Raw genomic sequence first — 22914 nt, 5'->3', positions numbered from 1 at the left:
CTATTTATTTCAAATTTCTCAATACTCTTCCGGGGTATTCCGGTAATCGGCATGGAACAAGCGAAGTTCCCGACGCATACGGTCGAGTTCCCGTTGCATATCGTGCATACGTCCCATCAATTCATGGATGACACCGATACCCTCGATGTTCACGGACAGGTCTTCATGCCAACGCACAAACCGTTCCAGATCTCCCAATTGCTCAACAGGTAAATAACGTTCGCCGTCAACGACCTGAATATCGATTAATCCATCCTCTTCCAGAGAGATGATAAACGACGGATCGACATGACTTTGCCGGCAATATTCTTTAATTATAATCAAATCTGTTTGCATAACTGACACGTTTTATTTAAGACCTTGTAATTCCTTGAACAACGCTTTCTGCTTCTCCGTCAAGTCGGTCGGTATCTGCACGGAGTAAGTCACGATTAGATCGCCGAACTTGCCGTCTTCCTTGTAGACGGGGTATCCTTTGCCTCTCAACCTTACTTTAGCCCCGTTTTGCGTGCCGGGTTTTACTTTCAATTTCACTTTCCCGTCCATGGTGTCTACCATTTGTTCTCCGCCGAGAATTGCGGTGTAGAGATCCAGCGGTGCTGTCACGTACAGATCATTCCCCAAGCGTTTGAACACGGGGTCTTCGGCTATCACGAAAGTGATATACAAATCTCCTGCCGGACCGCCATTCACGCCGGGAGCGCCTTGTCCCTTCAACTTGATGGCCTGCCCGTCCGCCACTCCCGCGGGAACGGTGATCCTTATATTCTTTCCGTTTACCGTTAATATCTGCTTGTGGGTATGTGCCGCATCTTGAAATGACAGGTGTAATTCCGCGTTATAGTCCTGTCCCCGGAATCCGGCAGAACGCCCTCCGCCACGACGGGAACCGAACAAGGATTCGAAGAAGTCCGAGAACTCCCCGTCACCCCCCATGCCGGAAAAACCGCCTTCCGACGACCAGTAAGCACCACCGCCGCCACCGAAACCGCCGCCTTGCTGTTGCTGGCGCTGCCTTTGAGCCTCGAACTCATCGGCATGTTTCCAGTTTTCCCCGTATTGGTCATACTTTTTCCGTTTCTCCGGATCGCCCAATACTTCGTTTGCCTCGTTTATCTCTTGAAAACGTAGCTTGGCATTCGGGTCATCCGGGTTCAAGTCCGGGTGATACTTTCTGGCCAACTTTTTAAAAGCCTTCTTGATGGCATCCTGCGAAGCACTTTTATCAACTCCTAAAATCTTATAGTAATCTATATAGGCCATACTTTTATAATTTATACATTCTGTAATATGTTAATACAAACCATGTACCAACTTGTAATATACGTCTGAAAATGACGCATAGTTACACGAGAACTGACAAAGTGGCAAAAAGTAAAAACAGGAAGACCGACACACGATCCCCCTGTTTTCTAACCGGAGAAAATAAATCTTCCAGAAACTTAGAATGGTGTAGGTAATTCCTTTACTTTCTTTGCAAATCCCGGCAAGTCAAACCCGTAATTCTTAAATTGTTCGACGACCATCTTGTAGCGTGCGTTTACCAGAGGATATTTTTCGGGTGGGAATTTCTCCTCAAACTCTTCTTTCGTCCAACGCATTGCCGCACGGGTGAACATCATAAAATCTCCTCCTTTCGCCGTGACAATCTGTTCTATATTCCCGTACCAATAATCACTCCAATTAAACATACAACACATAGATGTCATACAAGTAATATATCCAACAAAACCACGATTCATATAGTAATTCGGATCTTCGGGATTCTCCTTTTCAATTTCCGTTTTATAATCTATTCCTGCTTGAAAGCCAACTGGCTCAGTGATAAGATTTTTCACCACACTATTTTCAACAATTTTATTATACACGGAATGTACAAGCCCGTGCCTAAAATCCTCTATACCAGGAATATCAAAGATAAATTTTATTGTATCAAGTAAACCTATTGCCCAAAAATCCAAACCATTCAGATTAACTCCAACATTATCACCGTAAGAAGCATAAGATCCCCCTAAATCTTCAGCCAAATAAAGATAGAGCGGGGAACATGCCTCCACGATCTCTTTTTTCCCCAAGAAAGGAACCAAATAATTCTTTAACAAATCCTCGTATTTCGGCATATGGTCATCTGGAACCGGATGTCCGGTCCAATCTCCACCGGCAGAGATCGTCCAGTTTTTATTCAAATCTCCCGGTGTAAAATCCTTATAAATCACGCAAATACCAAAATCATCATACATTTGCTCAAAAAGTTTATCCCACGATTCACTCCCCTGCGGGAATTCAAAACGCACGGGAGAATAATCCCCGGACGGCACTGCCTTGTCTTCATCGTAACAACCGCCTAAAAAAAGACTTAGTCCCGTGATCAACAACAATAAATATCTCATTTTCATAATCGATGTTTTAAATTATACATTATCGCACAGCTACACCTTCCCGCTTGGGGGCTAAAGGATTTTGCACCAACGATGAATTTCTCGTTCGTGTCGATTCCGGAATAGGAAGTGTATAAGCAGGATCTTTTTCTTTTAGCGTGTATTCCACCCATTGATTCCCATCCAAGTTCCAGCGATGCTTTATTTCCGGCATCCCGTACCTTCTTAGGTCATTCCAACGATGCCCCTCGAAACAAAGTTCCCGGCGACGCTCTTCACGGATATAAGTGATCAATGCTTCCGCATCGGAAAAAACACTCAATTTCCGATAGTCTTTTCTACGATATCTCATATAGCGTAAATCTTCCAAACGTTCCATGGCTTTTGTCTGCATTTGGGCGTCTCCCGCCTTGTACAAGAATGCTGCCGCCTCCATAGAATTCAAATACGCTTCAGCCACCCGAAGACTAAATACAGATTGAGCGCTTTCAATCACGCTCCGATTAGAATTCACACCATACTTCCCGACAGGACGACGTACCAACGTATCCCAAGGCATGCCTTCGGGAGCTTCTTTTTTACACCCGGGTTCATCAATAATGTAATTGTCTTTTCTCAAATCACTTTCCGAATAACATTTCAACAGACCATGAGAAGCGACATAATTCCACCTGTTTTTAGGTATTCCCTCCGTCGGGAAAACAGTCAAGCAACCATTTTGAGAATAAGAAAATATTTGCTCCGGGCAATTTACATTACAGAAATCATAATAAGGTACGTCTTCCGTGGGTACAAATTCATTCAAATCCTTCAACCGAAAAGCGTAATCGGAAATCACCTTTTCCGCGTACTTGTGAGCTTGTTCCCAATTCTCCATTTCAAGGTACACGCGGGACAATAACAATTGCGCCATCGGCAGACTGGCTTTATAGTCCGGTCTCCATCGTTTTTCCACAGGTATAGTCAAATACAGTCGTTCTGCCTCCAACAAATCTTTCTCGATGCGGGCGTAACATTCTTCCACCGTATTCCGGGACATCAACGATTCCTCGATATTACTATTCAGTTTTAACGGAACGCCCAATGCTTTTTTATCATAAGAATAAGGGGCCCCGAATATATTCACGATATACAAATAATTAAAGGCACGCATAGTAAAAGCCTGTGCTTTCAGCTCATTTCTAGTCTCTTCAAGGCCATTTACATCATCGACATAATCAAGCACGGCATTACACCCTAATATCCTGCTATACCCGTCTCTCCACAGGGCAAACCATTGGTCACTCATACCCGCGGCTCCAAATATCTCAAACATATCGGGTTGCCAACTAAAAGCAGCCAAGGGACCTTCAACCGCACTTGTCCTTCCCTCTATAAATTCGCCCCCGTCAACATCGTCATCCAAAAGCACCAAAGGTCCGGCCATGGCAATATTCAGCGTATATACCTCCGCAATCATCAGTTCCCGCAAAGCGGAAACATCTTCCGGTATAAATTGCGTGTTTGATCTCGGCTCTAAAAAATCACTGCAAGAAGCACACACGAGCAGTATTCCCCAAAAATATAACATCATCTTTTTCATAAACTTCCATTTTAAAATCCAATATTAATTCCCAAAGAATAAGTACGAGGCATGACACTGTTCCCCAATTCCGGATCGAAACCGTTGAATTTCTTGCTGGCAATCACAAATACATTGTTCACGTAAGCACTGATAGACAAATTGGTCAAATAAAGTTTCTTACACCATTCCCCGGAAACACGCCATGTCAATGACATCTGGGTACAACGCAGGAAAGAGGCACTAACTACCCGGAAATCGGATTTATCCCACATCTCATACATATTCGAACTACCTCCATCCGGTCTCTTTACCCAATAATCACTAAAATTGCTGCTCGTGTAAATCGCGGGAACCTTGGTCTTGTTTTCATCACCCGGCTCTCGCCAACGTTTAGCAATTTCTTTATCCACGTTGATAAACGGATCCGGCATAAATACACTTCCTCTTTCTCCCGAGTACAAACTTGGCAACCGTTTTTTACCTCCTAAAAGGACAGAGAAGTCCGCGCCAAAAGAAACGTCCTTGTAACGCAAACGGGTATTCAACCCGCCCGTAAAGTAAGGATCTGTCTGACCGGAATACACCAGATACTCTGTCGGGTCCATTTTTGAATCCGTTTCCTCGAAATCCATGTAATTAAACGTCGGATAACCTGTTTCGGGATCCAATCCGGCAAAGGAGAAAGACCAGATGGCAGATATCGGATAGCCTTTCTTTAAAACACGACTGGAGGAGCCAGACAAATACTCACTTAAATCAGGTGTACTGACTTCATTGACAGAACTGCCTTTATTCCAGTTTTTGGAACTATTGATCCCTATCGTCCACGCAAAATCTTTTCGTTGGAAAGGAGTAAAATGAACCGAATACTCCACACCGTGGTTCGTGATTCTTCCCCCGTTAATGTTCATTGAAGATATTCCATACTCTTCCGGAATCTTTTGCGCGACAATCGCATCAGATGAGCGTCCGTAATATTCAAGGTTCATGGTAATCCCGTTGAACAATTGTAAATCGAATCCCAAGTTCCAAGATTTCGTCCGTTCCCATTTCAAGTTAGGATTAGGTAAAGAACGTATTCCCGCCCCGTACTCGTTAAATGGCTTGAAAACTGTACTATATCTTCCTAAAATCATTTCAGGGCTTACCGTATTTACAGAATTTCCCTGCACCCCGTAAGTCGCTCTGAAATTCAATTGGTTCAACCAACTGATATGATTTTTTATAAAAGGTTCTTCAGCCATCCGCCAAGAAACACCAAAAGAATAAGTCGGGTCCATACGTTTATTCACGTCTTGCCCAAAAGCATTCGAGGCATCGGAACGAATATTCGCGTTGAATACATATTTATCTTTGTAAGAATAAGCCACGGTGGCAAACAAGGAAAGATAGTTATTCACCTGATCCGTTTCTTTCCATCCGCCACTATACAAAGCCTGCAATATACCCCAATCTTTAGGAGTCTCTGCTGTCACCAACTGCTTCAATCCGGTCGGTGCGACCAAGCCATTCCCCCTGTCCGGAGTATACCCCCATACCGTGTTTGCCGTACCGTCCGCATCCTCCGAACGTACCTCAATTCCCGCCATCGCGTTCAACCGATGATCTTCATTGAAAGTCTTGCTAAATACAAATTTGTTTTGAATGTTATAACTTTTATTCGAAAGGTATGAAGTCATGTATTCCCCCCCGAAAGGCAGCATGGCGGATTTAAATTCATCGCTTCCGGGTTCTGCCGTACCGTAATCATATCCCCTGTACTTGGAAGCAATATGATACGTTTGCTCACCCGCGAATGATTTGGAAGTATTCGATACCTCCGTGTAACCAAGTACCAATTCATAACGGAACCATGAAGTAACATCCCAATTCAAGTTGAGGGAGGCATTCGTATTCATATTAAACGCCTTGGCGTAACTATTATCTCGCTCGTTTTCAAAATTATAACTGTAAAGGATGTCTTTACCCGCGGGAGCATAAGGATTACTTCTCAAATAATAGAGGGGAGCACCGTTCTCGTCATAAGCGGGCAGAGCCCGACTTGTTGATTTGGCATATTCCATCGGGTTGACTCCCGGACCGAAAGTTCGGTTATCTCCCCTTGCTAAAATGACGGAAGCGTCCACGTTCAAATTTTTCAGCAATTGCGCACCCACTCTTAACCGAAGTCCCATTTTCTTGGCAGAGTTGCCAATTTCCTGCCCTTGGTCATCACTAAAGTTAAATGACAAATTATAAGTCACTTTTTCCGATCCGCCCATCAGACTGAGATTGTGATTGTGGCTAAAACCATTTTGTGTCAATATATCAAACCAGTCGGTATTCACGGTTTCCAGCCTCTCCAAGTAAGTTCCATACTCTTCTATCGTGATTTCTTTGCTCGCGACAAGCCTCATCAATCCCTCGTACGACGAAGTCTGTGCCACAGGCTCTGCAATGAAACGTCCCCCATTCTCGTAGGCTTCCTTGGAGTAATCAATACGCTCGCAGGAATTCATCATGTTGAACATCCCGTAACTGGGTTTCTGTTTGAAAGAAAAATTCGCCGTATAATTCACGCTCAGACGATCGGTTTTACTCTTTTTGGTCGTGATAACGATAACCCCGTTCGAGGCTTTCGAACCGTATATCGCCGTAGCCGAAGCATCTTTCAACACGGTGATCGTTTCTATATCCGAAGGATTCAACCAAGAAATCTGATTACCGAGTACATTTTTCAAATCTTCCGTCATGGTAGAGGATACGTCCAAGGGAAGCGGATCCGGTTGGATAATACCGTCAACCACCCACAACGGATCCTGATTCCCCAATATCGTGGAGGTTCCCCGAATCTGTATTTTAGGATTCGTCCCCACCCGGGAACTGGTATTCATCACGATCATTCCGGCTACCCGCCCTTGCAGCATCTGGTCGACAGAAGTATATACCGGTTGCATGATATCGGAAGCCCTTACCGTCGTGTACGCCCCCACCATATCTTTCCGGTTCACGGTTTGATAACCGGTACTTACCGTCACCTCTCCCAACTGCCGGATATCTTCTTCCATCACGATCACCCACGGAGTTTTCTGTTCATTCTCTTTATAGATCACTTCTTTCGTTCGCAAACCGATAAAAGAGAAGACAAGGCGTATTTCCTTATCTTTTACTTTTGGTATTTCCAAAGTAAATTCCCCTTTCGAGTTTGTTGAAGTCCCCAACTTCATACCTTTCAACAGCACCGTCACTCCCGGAAGAGGAAGTCCTTCAGTATCCTTCACGACACCCGAAATAACCACTTTAGCGACGGTTTTAGTAGAATCCTGTTCAGAGACTTTAAGAGGGACTATCAAGATATAATCATCCTCAAAACGATAAGTCATACCGCTTCCTTTCAAGATTAACTTCAAACACTCTTCCAGTTCCACATCTTTACAATTCAGTACCACCCGTTGGTCATTGGCCAAATGCTCGTCGCTGTAAATTACAATCTTATTGGTTTGACGTTGAAATTCGACCAGAGCCTCCTTTATCGTTGTCTCACCCAAATCTATCGTAACCCTCTTTTGAGAAAAACCATTTCCAAAAGAGAAAAGCACAAAGAAGACATTCATCAACAAAGTCAATCTCATGACAGTATAAAGCTTCCACGACCTGTACCGTAAAGGTTCAGGCCCTTCCTTTTGATTTTTTTCCATAAATTTGAATTTTAAGTTTTTACGTTCTATGTTAGTTTTGGTACCAATCTATGATTATTTCCTGCCCTTTTCTTTTGAATGAAATATTTATAATTTCTTCCAACATCTTGAGCGTATGATCCACGTCGTCATATTTCCGAAATCCCCCGGTAAAGCGAATTTTCTTTATCGCTTCATCTTTAAACGTGTAAGTAACAGGAATCCAGCGACTCAATTTCAACATCAACTGTTCCAGCGGCATCGCGTCAAACCGGAATAAACCACGAGTCCAAGCGACATACACGCTCGTGTCCACGTCACGTATTGTCTTTTCCGATGTTCGGTTATTCAATAAAAATTGCTGTCCGGGCAATAATATGGCTTGTTCCTCTTCACGCCCCACCTGTACGCTTCCGTTCAAAAGAGTAACCTCCGTGTTTTCCTCATCCGGATAGGCTGAAACATTAAACCATGTCCCCAATACCTGAACATCCGCATGATCCGTGTGAACCACAAAAGACTTACCGGGATGCTTCGCCACCTCGAAATAAGCCTCCCCGGATAAAAAGACTTCACGGGTATCACCATTAAAATTCACGGGATACCGGAGCTTGGATTCCGAGTTCAAGACGATTAAACTTCCATCCGAGAGACGCAATTTATATTCCCCGCATTTCGGAACAACGAGTTCGTTATACACGGTCTCTTCCGAAAGAGTATCGATGCTATGTTCCTCGTAAACCAGCAACGCGGAATCCGAACGAATCACCGATCCGGCTTCCCGAATCATCCGGTCTGTCCTATGACCTACATCCACTCGTTCACCTGAAGCCAGAATCAATGTTACATTAGCCTGTCTGGATTCCGTCACTCGCTCTACATGTCCTCTATCCATAAATCGGGAGACGAAAAAGGCTCCCATAATCAATACAACAGAAGCTGCAACTCCCGCACTCCATATTTTGAGTAAACGTTTCTTCCGTCTTCCTTTCTTGATTTCAAGTATTTTCTCCCATCCTTCGGATTTTTGTATTTGTTCTCTTTTATAAGCCCATTTGCCACTATACCATAAAGAACAAATTTCCCGGTAAGCATTTCTGTTTTGTTCACTTTCATCCAGCCACGCCTGCAGACACTCCTTCCGGTTCTTGTCAAGACCTTGACTAAGTTTCGTGAATATCAGTTCATATATTTCCTCTTGTATTGGCATACGAATACATATTTTTCTAGGAAGACAGAAAAAATAGAAAAATGGGTAGGTATTTTTCCGTTTTTTTTCCTAGAAAATCCTAATGCATTATCTCCCAATACTAAAACAAGTGTAACCGACGCAAGAAAAATAGAAGAATTTCGCTGCTTCTATGAGCAAGACGTTCGCGCAGACGCACGATACCTTTATTAAGCAAGAATTTTACGGTATTTACAGAAATGTGCAATTCCTCGGCAGCCTCTTTATATTTCAAGTTCCTCAACATGATACACTCCACGATCTGTCGGGTGCGCTCGGGAAGAAGATTGACTTCTTTCATCACGATGTCCATCCGTTCCTCGTCAATCCGCACGACCATCTCTACCGGGATGTCAACATCTTCCAACATTTCCCGTTTTTGCAAAACATCCTTCTTTTCAAAATAAGTACGACATTTATTCCTTATCGCGGAAAACAGATAAGTCGCCAGATTCTTTTCAGATACCTCCAAGAGATAATCACCTTCCCATAATTTTAAAAACAACTCTTGAACCAGATCCTCGGCAGTAGCTTGGTCTTTCAAGAATTCATCCGCGTATAGAACTAACGGACGATAGTATCGATCAAAAAGTAAATGTATACCTTCTGGTTTATTATTCCGGATTGAATTTAATATGACACTATCCTCTATCACCATATAGTCTTATCTTGGAGTGTCAAATATATGACAAAATTATTGAAATGTCTTATCTTAAGACTGAATTTAACAATGACGGGTCGGGGTATTTACATCCCGACCCGTCATTTAATACCTTGTAATAATTATTGCTGCAAAATATAATTCTCGAAATAGAGTTTAAAACGATCTTTCAATAAATCTTTTATCTGCAACATCTTGTCCATCTCGAGTTGTCTCATCTTTATCTCGGAAGATACAAACTTACTGACAAAATCATCTGTTCCCAGACTTTCGATCAATTTAATCTTCGCATCAATCTCGTTCTCGTATATTTTTGTCAATTCTTTTACATCCGTCTTTTTCAACTTCAATACTTTGGTTTGAGCTTTCACCACACTGTCGATCTCGCCTTTGATAGCCTGACTCTTTTCCAGTAACAATTTGTAAAGCGTGGCATCATCTCCCAACTGTTTTTTGAAAGCCTCTACGCGGGCTGTCTGTTCCTCCGGCGTTAATTGATTGCCTTGTTTCAGCAGCTCTTGCTCCTCTTCCAGATTCTTCAGGTATTGCCCGTAAGTCAATTGTTCCTCTGCCAATTTAAACGTGATCGGCAAAGTCTTGGAAAAACGTACCGCTTCACCGTTCATCATGGCGGGTTTCCATTTCGGCATACTTTGGATCACGCGCACAGCCTCCGCGTCCAGAATCGGGTGAGCCGAACGCACGACGGTAACATGAGATATTGCCCCGTCTTTTTCTACCGTGAAAGTCACGAACACTTTGCCCTCGATACGCTCCTGTTGAGCCTCTTCCGGGTACATGATATTCTCCCCGAGCCATTGATTCAGATTACCGTTAAACTCCGGCTGTACATCTGCAACCACATGTACGGTAGTATCACCATCTGCCAAACACACTTCCGTGCCGTGTGCCATTACCGGAGAAGACATCCATCCAAGGCCAACGACCAACGCTACAACAAATATTGTTCTAGCCCAATTGTAATTATTATTTGATCTATGCATAATGTATTTATTAAGTACATACCTATTTAAACAGCCATAAAGCTACAATTATTATCACAAAAACGTACTTGAAATTGAAAATATTTGTCATATGACGAAGCAAAAAATGAAAATTTGACATAATATCCATGACAAAAAGTCCGTAAATCACGATGGCACAGGCTTTGCACTATTCCTTATCAAACGACGGTTCCTAAAAAGAACCGGAGTCCAAAGATAAGATTGAATGTTAAACTTAAAGATAGGAGACTGAAATTATGATGCCTGTAAGAAGAACTCAAAATTGGTTACCAAGTATCTTTAATGATTTCTTTGATAACGAGTGGATGACTAGAACAAACGCAACTGCACCTGCAATCAACGTGATCGAGTCGGAAAAAGATTATAAAGTAGAAGTTGCCGCCCCGGGTATGACAAAAGAAGATTTTAACGTTCGCATTGACGAAGATAATAATCTGGTCATCACCATGGAGAAGAAAATTGAAAACAACGAGGAGAAGAAAGAACAACGCTACTTACGCCGCGAGTTTTCATACTCTAAATTCCAGCAGACAATGATTCTGCCCGACGATGTTGACAAAGAAAAGATTGCCGCCGGTGTAGAACACGGTGTATTAACCATCGATCTACCGAAGATTTCCATCGAGGATATTAAAAAAGAACAAAGAACCATTGAGATAAAATAAGATTAAGGTAACCAATATAAAAAAGTCGGTCAAAAATTGACCGACTTTTTTTATTGACACGCTATTTTTTCTGTGCTTCAATCATTAACAAAAGGGATTGATAATGAATTTTATCCCCTACATTTGCCGTTGCCTGTTTTGTTTTTATCAAATTCTCTATTTTCTTCAACATAGCGGCACAATAAGCAGCAGATTCATCTATATCACTTACATTCACCTCTTTCTGCCAACCGTAATCGCCAGTATCCCCAAACTGACATTTCTCCCGCAAGCAAGCTGCAACATAACCTTTCCCGTGTTCTTCCTCGAGAGCTCGCAATTCCGGCAAATATTCATTAACACAACCCGTTTCATCCAACCCGTAAAGGGCAATCTCATCTACAGAAGGAGCATAAATCATATCTGCAATTTGAAGAGATTTACCTCCTCCTTTTTTATCCATAACTTTTCCGGCTGCAGCTATCGCCTCCTGCACAGCCAACCTCTGCAATATTTTATCACCAGCCGTCAACTTACGCCCTTTCATAGCCGATTCCCAGATTCCGGCAAAAAGATCATCGTAGTAATTCTCCAATGTATAAGGTTGAGTGCTGACATGAGAAGACAATAATATGCCTTTATTAAGTTGGAATAATTTTTTCCCCACTCGAGATTTCAACATAAGAGATTGATTGATAGCCAACGGGAATTTGCTCGTCACATCTTTTTGATCCAACCAATCGCTTTCACGCAATTGTTTAATAACCCATTTCAACGATTTTTGTTGTACATCTCGAGGAACCGCTCTCCAACGCTCACCCGGAGTTCCGTCTTTCACCTCCGTTAAATAAATACCTCCCACGTTAGTCAAGGCATTCAACAAATAACGGGTATACTGGTTACAAAGTCCCGAATACAACTCCTGTCTGTGAGCTGTCGATTCATCATCTTTTATCCAACTATTCAAGTTCTCCAAAATATATTTCAGATTCTTGATCCCGTAATCTCCCGCTTTACAAGCATCATCTCCCAAATCTTCCTCAAGGGCACTCGGGTCATAACGAGAATACACTTGCTGTTTCCCGTAACGGTAGATAGGATCGCCAGCCTTCTCGTCTACCCAACTTTCCAATATTTTAGCTTCCTCCCGTACTGATTTATTACCCGGGATAGGAGAATACAACCATTTAATGGCATACTCATCATACACACCCATATCCGGGGGTGACAAACGTACTCCCTCGTCACCCGGCTGCGCCACGTAATTAAAACGGGCGTAATCCATAATAGAGGGTGTCGTACCGTATTTATTCGTGAAGGAAGCAGAACGTAACGAATCCACGGGATAAGCACTGGAAGCAGCCATATTATGCATCAATCCCAACGTATGTCCTATTTCATGGGCGAACACGTAAGCCAAGGATTCATCCACCACCTCTTGCGGCAATTTCTTACCCCGCACTCTCGGGTCTAACTGCGCGGTCTGGATAAAACGCCAGCTATTAATCAATTTAATTACATCATTATAAACCAGTACGGTCGCGTTAATAATCTCTCCGGTTCTCGGGTCTACCCAAGAAGGTCCCATGGCATTCTCAACCGAGATCGGCACATAACGAATACATGAATATTTCAAGTTGTCGGGATCAAAATTAGGATCATCTTTCGGGAAATCACGTGCAACCATCACATTTTTAAAACCGATTTTCTCGAAAGCCTGATTCCATATCAAAACCGATTGTTTCAAAGGTTCCTTCCATGATTCGGGGAAAGCATCATCAATATACCACACGATAGGTTTCACCGGTTCCACCAGTTCCCCGCGTTCCCATGCCTTCATATCCTTAGGCTCCAATCTCCAACGGTTAGCCAATGCATAACTTTCAATCCCATCTGCCGCCATAGTGATATTTTGTTTGCCGGTAAGAAATATACCTACACGGGAATCTGCGATTCTCGGTTTCATTCGCTCCTCCGGCAACAACAATATCGTACGCATTACTTTAGTCGTCAATTCTCCCGACCCGATATTCTGCCCAAAAAAGGATATACTATAATCATAAGTCATGTACGACGCTATCGTTACGTTATCATCGAAAGCTTTGATCTTATCCAACATACCAAATCCCGGTTTTAACCGAGAAGAGATCCCCAGAATACTGTAATTGCTCTCAACCGGCTTCAAAGCTTCCTCGTCCCCGACGAACAATTCCGTCATATCAAATACAACCGAAGTAGAATCATTATTATAAGCCGCTATCGGGTACTTCCTATAAAACGTGTCCATGTAATTTCGTTTTATGGCAATCTCCAATTCCTTATCCCCCTCCATCTCGGCATTTACGTTCTGGAGTACAATCGTACTATCCATCTTTATAAATCTGACATGCAAAGGATCAAGTGTTTTATACCCGACCATAGCCAATCTGGAATTACTGGATTCCGATGTCGTGGAAGCAATCAATAAATCACGTCCGCAATATTTCAAAGGAAGTTCCACGTAAAGTTTTCCCCCAATCTTGTGCAAAGAAAGAAACTCCCCTGAAGCGGTCTCCCGTCCCGCTTTTTTCATCAACTTCTCGTATTTCGTTTCCTTCGCGACATTCGTCTCTTCTTTGACATTTTTCTTTTTCCTTTCTGCCGCAAAAGATTTACACACGCAAGGTGCCATAAACACCAAAAGTAATAAACCTACAATACTTTTTTTCATACAATACATTTTAAACATACAACATTATTCATAAACAGTGTTACCGATTTTACAAACATCTATACCATATTGCTCCTTCAGACAGTTGACCAGTATTTGATATTTCTCCCGAATCAACGGGTATTCCAAATCCTCAGCCCACTCCCCGGTAGTGCGATATACCAAAGAAGCCAAATAAGCGTTTACATCATCTGTAGAAGTGATTTGGTAAGTATCATAACTCCATTCACTATCCGTTTTCGGATTGTACACGAATCCCCACTCTCTCGCTTCTTCCGAACTACTTGCATAAGATTTCGTGTAATCACTTCCAGCATAAAACTCATCAGGAATAGTTATCACACCATAAGCCACGCAGTATTCCAAGAACGTGGTTTGCAAATAAGATTTAAATTCTCTCTTTTCCGCGGCAGACATATCAGCCACATCCTTCTCCACCTTATTAATGGCAATCTGGTTTTCCAGATAACGAGCCGGAATATCTACCCAATTTTCCCACCAAGAGCCAATATCTTCCTTCAACATCCCCGTTAAAAATACCCGATAAGGCATCATTCTCTTCAAAACCTCCGCATCATACAAATCAAACCAAGTAATTTCCAACAAGTTTAATAAATTCATAACATCATCCGGTTCTATCGGCTCATAATCATAATAAGTCAAAAGAGCCGTCTGAGTCCATTCTATATCTTTTTCCGTGTATTTATACAAGAAATAAGTATTGTACTTTTCATACAACTTCAAAATGACCTCATCCGCGGCAGCATTCCCTCCCTGTGGCAACACGTAATCCGGGTCAGTTATTTGAATCTCCCCAATCTCTTTGTCCTCCGCGCAGGCTCCTAAAAACAGGAGTGCAAACAAGAATACATATATACTCGTCTTCATCGTTGTAACATTTTAGATTCTACATTTCTCATTTCCCTTGCCTCAAAGGCTGCTTTGCCGATTCATTTTGCTGCAATCCCGGATTCTCGTCCATCACTTCATTAGGAATCGGTAACGTGTACAAAGGATCTTTTTCCGTCAACACGTAAGTCTGCCAATTCGCCGAACTCCTTGCCTTATACCGGTGAGAAATAGCAGGCATTCCATAACGCCGCAAATCAAACCAACGCACCTCGTCATAACAAAGTTCCAATCGACGTTCTTCACGAATTGCTTCCAGCAATGCCACCGCATCTGTAATTTCCGCTTCATCATAATCCCGATAACGATTCTCCCGCAAATGCTCCAAGTCATCCCATGCCAACCCGATTTGATTATCTTGTACCAAAGCTTCTGCCCGATTCAGGTAAGCCTCCGACATGCGAATCGAATTTGTCGGCATTCTTGGCGTACCGCTCGGGTAACTCAGTCGTTTTTTAGTAATATTCCAGTTCGCATCAAACCAAAGTACCCGACGGGTATCATTCGGGTTTGCATCAAACTTTTCACGCAAATCCGAAGAAACAAGAACCGTATTCAATCGACTCGGTGTATTTCCGTTACCATACACCCACTCCACTTCCGAATAACTATAATTGGCAATACAAATTGCGCTTTCCGGTAAATTCACGTAATTCGTTAACAAATTACCATGTTCTATCGCCTTCGTGGCTGCAGCAATAGCTTCTTTCCATAGCTCCATGTGCAAATAAACACGTGACAAAAGAATATTAACCGTTGGCAAATTTATCCGGAAACTTCCCCTACGCTTGGTATATTTTTCAAACAAAGCTGACGATTCCGTCAAATCCTTCACGATCTGTCCATACACCTCTTCCACCGTACTCCGGGCTTTCCCGTTCGTTTCCATATCAGCCGTTAACTTCAAAGGTACTCCTAATGCCTTTTTATTATAATTATAAGGTTCCCCGTAAAGATTTACCAACATAAAATAATAATAACCTCTCAATGCCAAGGCTTCCGCCTTCACCCGGTCACGCTCTTCCACATCACCGGTTGCCTCATCAATCCCGTCCAACACGGCATTCACTCCCATAATCCGCTCGTATGTCGGGGAATAAGTCTCATCATACGAAGATTTATCCACCTCCTGTCGTTCCCACATATCCGGTTGCCATGTAAAAAACGGGAAAACACCCACTGCACCAGCATTATCCGTTTCGTCGTTAAAATTATTATCATTCAGCATAAAATCGTCATCCAACAAATAGAGCGTATTATAGATCGCCTTTGTCGGTGACGGATAGCCAGCCCCCAAAAGCAATTCACTATAATCGGAAACAGTCTTCACGATTACCTCATCCGAGGACTCTTTCTCCAAATAATCGGAACAAGCCCCCAGCCCCAGCAATCCCAATAAGCATATCATGAATTGTAATTTCTTCATCATATCATTATTTATTATTTAACACTCAACTTACCTCTTAAAACATCACTTGTAAAGACAATGAAGTAACCCTTCTCGTCGGCCAATCTCCCGTTTCCGGATCCAACCCGTTCCATTTACTATCGGAAACCCACATAAACGGGTTCGTCATACTTGCCTTAAGCAACAACCGTTGCGCCCCGATTCGAGATAACCACTTCTGTTCAAAATCATAAGACAATGACAAAGAACGACAACGAATAAAATCCGTGTTAGCCACTCGCAAATCGGAATTATTATACATATCATACAACCGTCTTTCCGAACTCGCTACCGTGGCTGTCGTCGGCAGATTGATATAGGCTTTGCTCGTCGGAATAGAAGGAATATCGGTTTTATCTCCCGCTTTCCGCCAACGCTTGGCTAAATCCCGGGATACATTCTGCTCCGGGGTTGGAATCCCGTAATTACTATCCGTGTCATACAACTTCGGCAAACGGGCATGTCCTCCCCACTGCACGTTGAACAAAGCATACAACGACCAGTTCCGGTACTTGAACATCATGTTCAAACCTCCCGAAAAATCCGGGGTAAACTTACCGGACTTCACCAAATAGGCCAACGGACTCTCCCCGTCCACCACATCCATATAATCAAATTTCGGGAAACCATTCTCATCATCCAGACCTGCATACTTGAAAGAATAGAAAGTGGAAAAAGCCTCCCCGTTCACCACTGCACTACCATCCAGATAATCGTTCAAGGTATTGATCCGTTGATTCTTATTTACCTTATTCTTGGTCACGGCCGTATTCAATGACAACTGCCAAGTGAAATCTTTCGTCCGAACCGGAATCACGTTAATCACGAAATCATAACCGGTATTCGTCATCTCACCTCCGTCCACGATAGCTTTCTCCACTCCATTTTCCCGGGGAATATTACGGGAAGAAAGTACGTCACTGACCTTTTTGAAATAATTCACCGTGAAATTCAATCGTCCTTCCAAAAATGCAGCATCTACCCCGAAATTATAGGTTTTCGTTTTTTCCCATCCAAGATCAGAATAAGGCAACGACTTCACATTTAACACGTAATCATTATAATATTCGTTCACGCCTCCCTGTTCCGCTATCAAATAAGGTGAAACCGTTTCCACCGCGTTACCTTGATAACCGTAAGAAGCAATCAAATCCAAATTATTCAACCACCACAAACCTTTCGCGAAACTCTCCGAAGCCACTCTCCACTTCGCTCCCACCGACCATGTCGGCTCGAAACGTTTATTTTTATCCTGACCGAAACGATTGGATGCATCAAGACGAGCGCTGACATTCAACACGTAGCGATTATCATAAGCATACACAGCGGAAACATACTCGCTCAGTTTATTGTCAATCTTATTCAACACGGTAGCTTCTCCTTGTGCCAAATCATTATCTATCGGATCACCCCAGCTATCTTTATACGTCATCGGCAACTTCACGAAAGTTTCGCCCCGATCCCTCAAATACCCGTAACGCTTTCCGGTCGACCCTCTCGTTTTAGTAGAATTGGTTTCGATACCCAACTGCAACGTCATCCGGTGCACATCCTTGAACATTCTATCATACACCAAAGCATTCCGCACCGTGATGGTAGTCACATCCGTCAACCCGGTTTCCAACAATCCCCCGAAAGGCAAACGGGTATACCCGAACTCCTCGGCAGAATTCTCGTAAGCCTCGAAATCATAACCCCGGAGAGTGGAAGCGTAAAAAGAACGCTCCGTGGCATACTTTTTCACGTCAGCCGACGAGGAAGAATAAGACACCAAGCCTTGGTATTCCAATCCCGGCAAAATATTCCATTTCAAGTCCAAGGTCGCCCCCCAACTCTTCGTGTTGTTCTCGCTTCCCGTGTTATCTAACTCATTCCGAATATTATACAAGTAATTATATTTATTATTAATCACCGTACTTCCGGTTTCCGCCCATTTGTCATGATAATGCAAAGTACCATCCTCGTTATACATAGGAATCACACGGCTCGTGTTATACGCGTACTTGAAAGGATCCACGTCATAGGCAAAACCTTCCGCTTTCCGCCAAGTACCCTTCAACAACAAATTCACCATCAATTCATTGTCAAACAAATTCACCGTCGTGTTAGAGGTAGCCGTAAACAACGCCACGTTATTCCCCTTCGCTTCTCCCCTCTCGTCCGTGTATCCCAACGAAGTCCTGTTCTGAATCTTTTCAGAACCACCGCTCAAACTCAAACTATGTTTATGACTAAACGAATTACTGAACAGCAAATCAAACCAATCCGTGTTTCGCTCGGCCATTTTCCTGTATTCCTTATCGAAATCTTCCTTCGAAATCTTTTTATCCAAATAAGATTTCAACAATCCGGCATACCCGACCTCCAAAATCGTGTTAGGGTAAACCACCCGATCCTCGTACATCTCCTTCGAGAACTCCATCATCTCCTGTGAATTCATCCGATCATACAACCCGTAACGAGGCCTCTGACCTATAGAAAAATCCCCGCTATACGATACCGAAACTTTACCTGCTTTTGCCTTTTTCGTCGTGATAACAATGACACCATTAGCCGCCTCAGAACCATAAATAGCGGTAGCCGAAGCATCCTTCAAAACAGTGATTGTTTCTATATCATTGGGATTCAACCATGAAATTGCATTACCCGCTAACTGAGAAATATCATCCGCGTCCACCGAAAACTTCGTGTTATCCTCCGAGTTAAACGGTTGGGGATCCCGTTGCACCACGCCGTCAACCACCCATACCGGTTCCTGACTCCCTAGCAAAGAAGAAGTACCCCTTACGCGTATCTTGGGAGAAGAACCCACCATACCGGTTCCCGACTGCACCAGCATTCCCGGAACCACCCCCTGCAACATCTGGTCGATAGAAGAAGCTCCCGCCATCATAATATCCGCCACTTTCACCGTGGTCGCCGCTCCCGTGTAATTCCCCTTCGCCGTTCTCCCGTAGCCGGTAATCACAACGTCATCCAAAGCCTTAATGTCTTCCTCCATCACCACGTTAATCGAATCCTGCCCCACGTACTTCACCTCTACAGTCTTCATTCCCATAAACGAAAACACGAGAGAAAGATTATCCGTCTTCGGCAAAAGCAAAGAATAAAACCCGTTAAGATCCGTCGTCGTCCCTAACTTCAAGTCTTTCGCCATCACCGTTACCCCGGGGAGAGGCAACTTGTCTTTATCTGACACTCGCCCCACAATATTCAACGACTTTTTCTTTTCCTCCGGGGCTAATTTCAAAACGATAAACTCATCCATCATCTCGTAAGTCAAACGTGTGCCTTCTAAGATTCTATCCAACACAACCTTCAAATCCGTCTGCACGAATCCCGCTTCCACGGTTTGCGACTTATCCAACTCGTTGTTACTATACACCACGGTAAGCCCCGTCTGTTCTTTGATCTGTTTAAATAACTCCAAATAAGTCACGGTCTTCGCCTCAACCGTGATCTTCGCTTGAGCCTTAACACCGGCAACCGCCAGATGCATGCTTGCCAATAATAAAATTACGCTTAGTTTCATTACTTTCAATAATTTTCGTGGTTCAAAACCTCGCATGAAAAACCACCTCGTTCGCTTTTTTTTCATACTTTTGCAAATAGGTATATTATTATTAATAAGCCCTATCCCGGATCGTGCGTCACCACTATTCGGGATAATTCATTTTATATAAGCTTCATCTTTTCGCACGAATCACGACTTTCCCTTCCTCCTCCTCGAACTTCACGTTTGTCGTCTTCGATATCATATTCAACACGTAATCCAAACTCCTGTATTTAGTCACCGCCCCGGAAAAACGTAATCCTTTTGCCTCCTCATCCACGAAGACAAAAGAAACTCCATACCAACGAGATAATTTCACGGTCAATACCTCCAAGGGCATATCCTCAAAATTAAACTTACCGGTTTTCCAATCAATAATCATCCGGACATCACCTTCCCGAATAGTGGTTTTACCGTTCTCTTTGTTTAAAGATGCAACCTCTCCCGGTTCAAGCGCATAAGCCTCCTTTCCCACGTCAAAACTAACTTTCCCGTGCAAAAGCGCCACTTCCGTCAACCCGTCATTCTCGTAAGCCGTCACGTTAAATGCCGTCCCCAGCACACGCACTTTCACTTCCCCCAGATGCACGTAAAACGGTTTATCCGGGTTTGACGCCACCTCGAAGTAAGCTTCGCCTTGCAAACTCACTTCCCGGGAATCCCCGTAAAAGCGATTGGGAAACTCCAACCGCGAATCCGAATTTATCCAGACCTTCGTACCATCGCTCAACTCCACGAAGTACTCCCCTTTCCGAGGCACCACGATCGTGTTGTTCTCACGCATCCCCTCCCCGGGCATCCCTTTATCCTCGAATCGAACTCCTCCCGTTGAATCCTGTATCACACCTACACCGGAAATATCCGCCACTTGACGAGTTTCACCTTCCTTTAACTCGATCCTTTTTCCCGACGAAGTCACTAAAATCGCCTTAGCCGATCCGGATTCAACTTGTAAAACACTCGCGAAAACATTTGATTCACCCTTGATTTCCCGTTGTCCTCTCCAAACGAAAAACGCCCCTACCAACACCATTACCACGGCAGCGACACTACTTCCCCACGCGTACCACAATCTCCTTCGCCTCTCCAAAATCGGGGTTATACGCTTCCACACATCTTCTTGCATCCGCTCCAATCTACTCCGTTTTCCGACAGCATCCACATGCACCTTTGTCCGAAGTATCTCCCGAAAATACTTTTCATGCTCGGGGGAAGCATCCAACCACCGAATCAAACTACTCTTGTCTTGTTCCGGAAGCTCCCCTTGCAGGTATCGGGCAATCCACTCGTCTATTTCATTCCATGTATCCATGACCTATTTTCTTTTCCGTATAGACAATAAAAAAGAAAATCGGGTGAATCAAAAAGAGAAAAAATTCAAAAAAAATCAAGCATCAAGCATAACCATCAATTTATCAGCACCATAACAAGAAACAAATCCATCCGTTCGGCAAAACGCTCCCGCAAATGCCTCATCCCGTTTTTCAACAACGTTTTCACGGAATTTATAGATATTCCCAACGCATCCGCGACCTCTTGATATTTCATTTCATGAAAAAACACGCTTCTAATAATTTCCCTCGTCTGTTCCGGCATCCGCTCTATTTCTGCCTCCACCTCCTGAATCAACGCGTCGTTCCACTTCACCATCTCCTCCTCAACCACTTCTTCCCGCAACACATCCAGTCGATCACGCAAAATATCTTTCTTTTTTAATCGATTCAGGCAACTATTCTTTACCGAACGGAACAAGTAAGTCTTCGTGACCTCACTCCGGATTTTTTGATACGTTTTGTCCTTCCAGAAATTTATAAAAACCTCTTGTATAACATCCTCCGCTTCCTCCTCCGAAATCAAAAAACTAAGGGCATACAAAAACATCGGCTTCGAGTATTCTCTATAGACCTGCTCGAACCTATCCGCCAGATTCATTTTATTCACAGACATTTTCATTATCCCCACTACTGTTTTGAATTAAAGCTTATATCCTGTTCCATACGTTTCAGCCAACCAAAAACCGAAAAACCGGTCATAAACGTGATACACCCCTCCATCCTTAGTTATAAACTCTCTCTCGAGCAATTGTTTTATCGCGGATTGCACGGAACTCGGCGAATGCAATCCATGCCTTTTGACAAATTGCGTCGAGGTTATCTCCATGGCTTTCCCTTCTTTAGCTATTGCAAACAACACCTCTTTCTGCCTTTCGGGCAACATGGCAACCATACTTTGATAAACAGTTTTATTCGCTTCCACCGTTAAATGCAATATCTGGTCAGCAAGGTTTACCGTCATCTCTTCTCCTGCCTCCACCTGTTCATAAAAACGATTAAACAACATCTGCATATACCAAGTATGCCCCTCCAACAAATTATACACGCGTGTGATACACTCCTCCGTAATCTTTTTACCCGCTTCACGAAAATGATGATACACGAACTCCTTATACCGCTCCTGCCGAATGGCTTCCAGATTCAGAAGAGAAGCACTCTGGTAAAACGGTCTTGATGCCGAAAAAAACATATTTTGCATCATGTGGCGTTGGCTACCGGAAAACACAAAATTAGCATTCTTACATCTTTGAATACACGTGCGCAACATTGCCTCCACGTTTTTCTCCGGGTACTTGGCAATCTGCTGAAACTCATCAATAGCCACGATACAACGTTTATCGGCTCTTTCCAAATACATGAAAATCTCTTCAAGAGATAATTCCGGTTGCTTGATATCTCCAATCCCGATATCAAAAACAGGCTGTCCACTCATTGAGTCTAACTTAAATGCCGGACGCAGTGAACTGATAGTGGCAAAGAATTGCTCTATAAACTTCTTCCCCTTGGGCTTCAAGGTTTCAAAAATATGCTTGCCTAGAGCGAACACGAATTCCCTTAACGTACCCGTGGCATAAATATCGATAAAAAACGTGTAGAACTCTTCTTGCACCTGCTTACGATGAAAACAATGTTCTATTAACCCTGTTTTACCCATACGCCGGGGAGAAACAATCACCGTATTACGCTCGTTAAAAAAAGCCCGCGTAAGTTCATCACTTTCCATCTCCCGGTCACAAAAATATTCGGCAGAAACATACCCGCTAATTATAAAAGGATTCCTAACCTTTGCTATCATCATCAGATTA

At 43.3% G+C, this 22914-nt stretch carries 16 protein-coding genes; 1 reads left to right on the top strand and 15 read right to left on the bottom strand.

What is annotated here, in order from left to right; genetic code table 11:
* Positions 1-18: 18 nt before the first annotated feature.
* The 8 genes from CS948_RS11400 to CS948_RS11365 form a co-directional block, all read right to left on the bottom strand.
* A complete protein-coding gene (locus CS948_RS11400; protein WP_099291786.1) occupies positions 19-336 on the bottom strand; it encodes a chaperone modulator CbpM in 318 nt (105 codons plus the stop codon).
* Between the two features lie 12 nt (positions 337-348).
* Entirely contained in the window at positions 349-1263 is a 915-nt protein-coding gene (locus CS948_RS11395) for a DnaJ C-terminal domain-containing protein (RefSeq protein WP_099291785.1), read from the bottom strand.
* A gap of 179 nt (positions 1264-1442) precedes the next feature.
* Complete coding sequence (locus CS948_RS11390) at positions 1443-2396, bottom strand: hypothetical protein (protein WP_099291784.1); 954 nt, start codon at positions 2394-2396, stop codon at positions 1443-1445.
* 22 nt (positions 2397-2418) lie between these two features.
* Positions 2419-3960, bottom strand: coding sequence for a RagB/SusD family nutrient uptake outer membrane protein (locus CS948_RS11385; protein WP_099291783.1), 1542 nt, complete (start codon positions 3958-3960; stop codon positions 2419-2421).
* 11 nt (positions 3961-3971) lie between these two features.
* Positions 3972-7619: a SusC/RagA family TonB-linked outer membrane protein gene (locus CS948_RS11380; protein ID WP_255301971.1), complete on the bottom strand. Its 3648-nt coding sequence runs from the start codon at positions 7617-7619 to the stop codon at positions 3972-3974.
* A gap of 31 nt (positions 7620-7650) precedes the next feature.
* Entirely contained in the window at positions 7651-8808 is a 1158-nt protein-coding gene (locus tag CS948_RS11375; protein WP_099291782.1) for a FecR family protein, read from the bottom strand.
* A 100-nt stretch (positions 8809-8908) separates the two neighbouring features.
* Complete coding sequence (locus tag CS948_RS11370) at positions 8909-9484, bottom strand: sigma-70 family RNA polymerase sigma factor (RefSeq protein ID WP_099291781.1); 576 nt, start codon at positions 9482-9484, stop codon at positions 8909-8911.
* A 125-nt stretch (positions 9485-9609) separates the two neighbouring features.
* Positions 9610-10491, bottom strand: a complete 882-nt coding sequence (locus CS948_RS11365) for an energy transducer TonB (RefSeq protein ID WP_099291780.1) — start codon at positions 10489-10491, stop codon at positions 9610-9612.
* Positions 10492-10748: 257 nt separating this feature from the next.
* Between CS948_RS11365 and CS948_RS11360 the strand changes: the two genes are divergently transcribed.
* Positions 10749-11177, top strand: coding sequence for an Hsp20/alpha crystallin family protein (locus CS948_RS11360; RefSeq protein ID WP_099291779.1), 429 nt, complete (start codon positions 10749-10751; stop codon positions 11175-11177).
* Between the two features lie 61 nt (positions 11178-11238).
* Here CS948_RS11360 and CS948_RS11355 read toward each other — a convergent pair whose 3' ends face one another.
* The 7 genes from CS948_RS11355 to CS948_RS11325 all read right to left on the bottom strand — a co-directional run bounded on the left by CS948_RS11355 (position 11239) and on the right by CS948_RS11325 (position 22904).
* A complete protein-coding gene (locus CS948_RS11355; RefSeq protein ID WP_099291778.1) occupies positions 11239-13866 on the bottom strand; it encodes a zinc-dependent metalloprotease in 2628 nt (875 codons plus the stop codon).
* A 24-nt stretch (positions 13867-13890) separates the two neighbouring features.
* A complete protein-coding gene (locus CS948_RS11350; protein WP_099291777.1) occupies positions 13891-14754 on the bottom strand; it encodes a hypothetical protein in 864 nt (287 codons plus the stop codon).
* 28 nt (positions 14755-14782) lie between these two features.
* Positions 14783-16204 (bottom strand): RagB/SusD family nutrient uptake outer membrane protein, encoded by a 1422-nt coding sequence (locus tag CS948_RS11345; protein ID WP_099291776.1) that lies wholly within the window; start codon positions 16202-16204, stop codon positions 14783-14785.
* A gap of 34 nt (positions 16205-16238) precedes the next feature.
* Positions 16239-19754 carry a SusC/RagA family TonB-linked outer membrane protein gene (locus tag CS948_RS11340; RefSeq protein ID WP_255301970.1) on the bottom strand — a complete coding sequence of 1172 codons (3516 nt, stop codon included), beginning with the start codon at positions 19752-19754 and terminating at the stop codon, positions 16239-16241.
* 154 nt (positions 19755-19908) lie between these two features.
* Positions 19909-21087, bottom strand: coding sequence for a FecR domain-containing protein (locus CS948_RS11335; RefSeq protein ID WP_099291774.1), 1179 nt, complete (start codon positions 21085-21087; stop codon positions 19909-19911).
* A 95-nt stretch (positions 21088-21182) separates the two neighbouring features.
* Positions 21183-21728 carry an RNA polymerase sigma factor gene (locus tag CS948_RS11330; RefSeq protein WP_099291773.1) on the bottom strand — a complete coding sequence of 182 codons (546 nt, stop codon included), beginning with the start codon at positions 21726-21728 and terminating at the stop codon, positions 21183-21185.
* A gap of 21 nt (positions 21729-21749) precedes the next feature.
* Entirely contained in the window at positions 21750-22904 is a 1155-nt protein-coding gene (locus CS948_RS11325; protein WP_099291772.1) for an ATP-binding protein, read from the bottom strand.
* Between the last annotated feature and the right edge of the window lie 10 nt (positions 22905-22914).

Origin of the sequence: Butyricimonas sp. Marseille-P3923, from assembly GCF_900184685.1 — a bacterium.
Lineage (GTDB): Bacteria > Bacteroidota > Bacteroidia > Bacteroidales > Marinifilaceae > Butyricimonas > Butyricimonas muris.
This window is presented reverse-complemented; position numbering and strand designations above follow the sequence as displayed.

What these genes read in the sequence shown, in the direction of transcription:
- CS948_RS11350 (WP_099291777.1), bottom strand. Translation starts at nt 14,754, where the DNA reads ATGAAGACGAGTATATATGTATTCTTGTTTGCACTCCTGTTTTTAGGA.
- CS948_RS11375 (WP_099291782.1), bottom strand. Translation starts at nt 8,808, where the DNA reads ATGCCAATACAAGAGGAAATATATGAACTGATATTCACGAAACTTAGT.
- CS948_RS11365 (WP_099291780.1), bottom strand. Translation starts at nt 10,491, where the DNA reads ATGCATAGATCAAATAATAATTACAATTGGGCTAGAACAATATTTGTT.
- CS948_RS11355 (WP_099291778.1), bottom strand. Translation starts at nt 13,866, where the DNA reads ATGAAAAAAAGTATTGTAGGTTTATTACTTTTGGTGTTTATGGCACCT.
- CS948_RS11395 (WP_099291785.1), bottom strand. Translation starts at nt 1,263, where the DNA reads ATGGCCTATATAGATTACTATAAGATTTTAGGAGTTGATAAAAGTGCT.
- CS948_RS11335 (WP_099291774.1), bottom strand. Translation starts at nt 21,087, where the DNA reads ATGGATACATGGAATGAAATAGACGAGTGGATTGCCCGATACCTGCAA.
- CS948_RS11380 (WP_255301971.1), bottom strand. Translation starts at nt 7,619, where the DNA reads ATGGAAAAAAATCAAAAGGAAGGGCCTGAACCTTTACGGTACAGGTCG.
- CS948_RS11340 (WP_255301970.1), bottom strand. Translation starts at nt 19,754, where the DNA reads ATGAAACTAAGCGTAATTTTATTATTGGCAAGCATGCATCTGGCGGTT.
- CS948_RS11400 (WP_099291786.1), bottom strand. Translation starts at nt 336, where the DNA reads ATGCAAACAGATTTGATTATAATTAAAGAATATTGCCGGCAAAGTCAT.
- CS948_RS11345 (WP_099291776.1), bottom strand. Translation starts at nt 16,204, where the DNA reads ATGATGAAGAAATTACAATTCATGATATGCTTATTGGGATTGCTGGGG.
- CS948_RS11360 (WP_099291779.1), top strand. Translation starts at nt 10,749, where the DNA reads ATGATGCCTGTAAGAAGAACTCAAAATTGGTTACCAAGTATCTTTAAT.
- CS948_RS11385 (WP_099291783.1), bottom strand. Translation starts at nt 3,960, where the DNA reads ATGAAAAAGATGATGTTATATTTTTGGGGAATACTGCTCGTGTGTGCT.
- CS948_RS11390 (WP_099291784.1), bottom strand. Translation starts at nt 2,396, where the DNA reads ATGAAAATGAGATATTTATTGTTGTTGATCACGGGACTAAGTCTTTTT.
- CS948_RS11325 (WP_099291772.1), bottom strand. Translation starts at nt 22,904, where the DNA reads ATGATAGCAAAGGTTAGGAATCCTTTTATAATTAGCGGGTATGTTTCT.
- CS948_RS11330 (WP_099291773.1), bottom strand. Translation starts at nt 21,728, where the DNA reads ATGAAAATGTCTGTGAATAAAATGAATCTGGCGGATAGGTTCGAGCAG.
- CS948_RS11370 (WP_099291781.1), bottom strand. Translation starts at nt 9,484, where the DNA reads ATGGTGATAGAGGATAGTGTCATATTAAATTCAATCCGGAATAATAAA.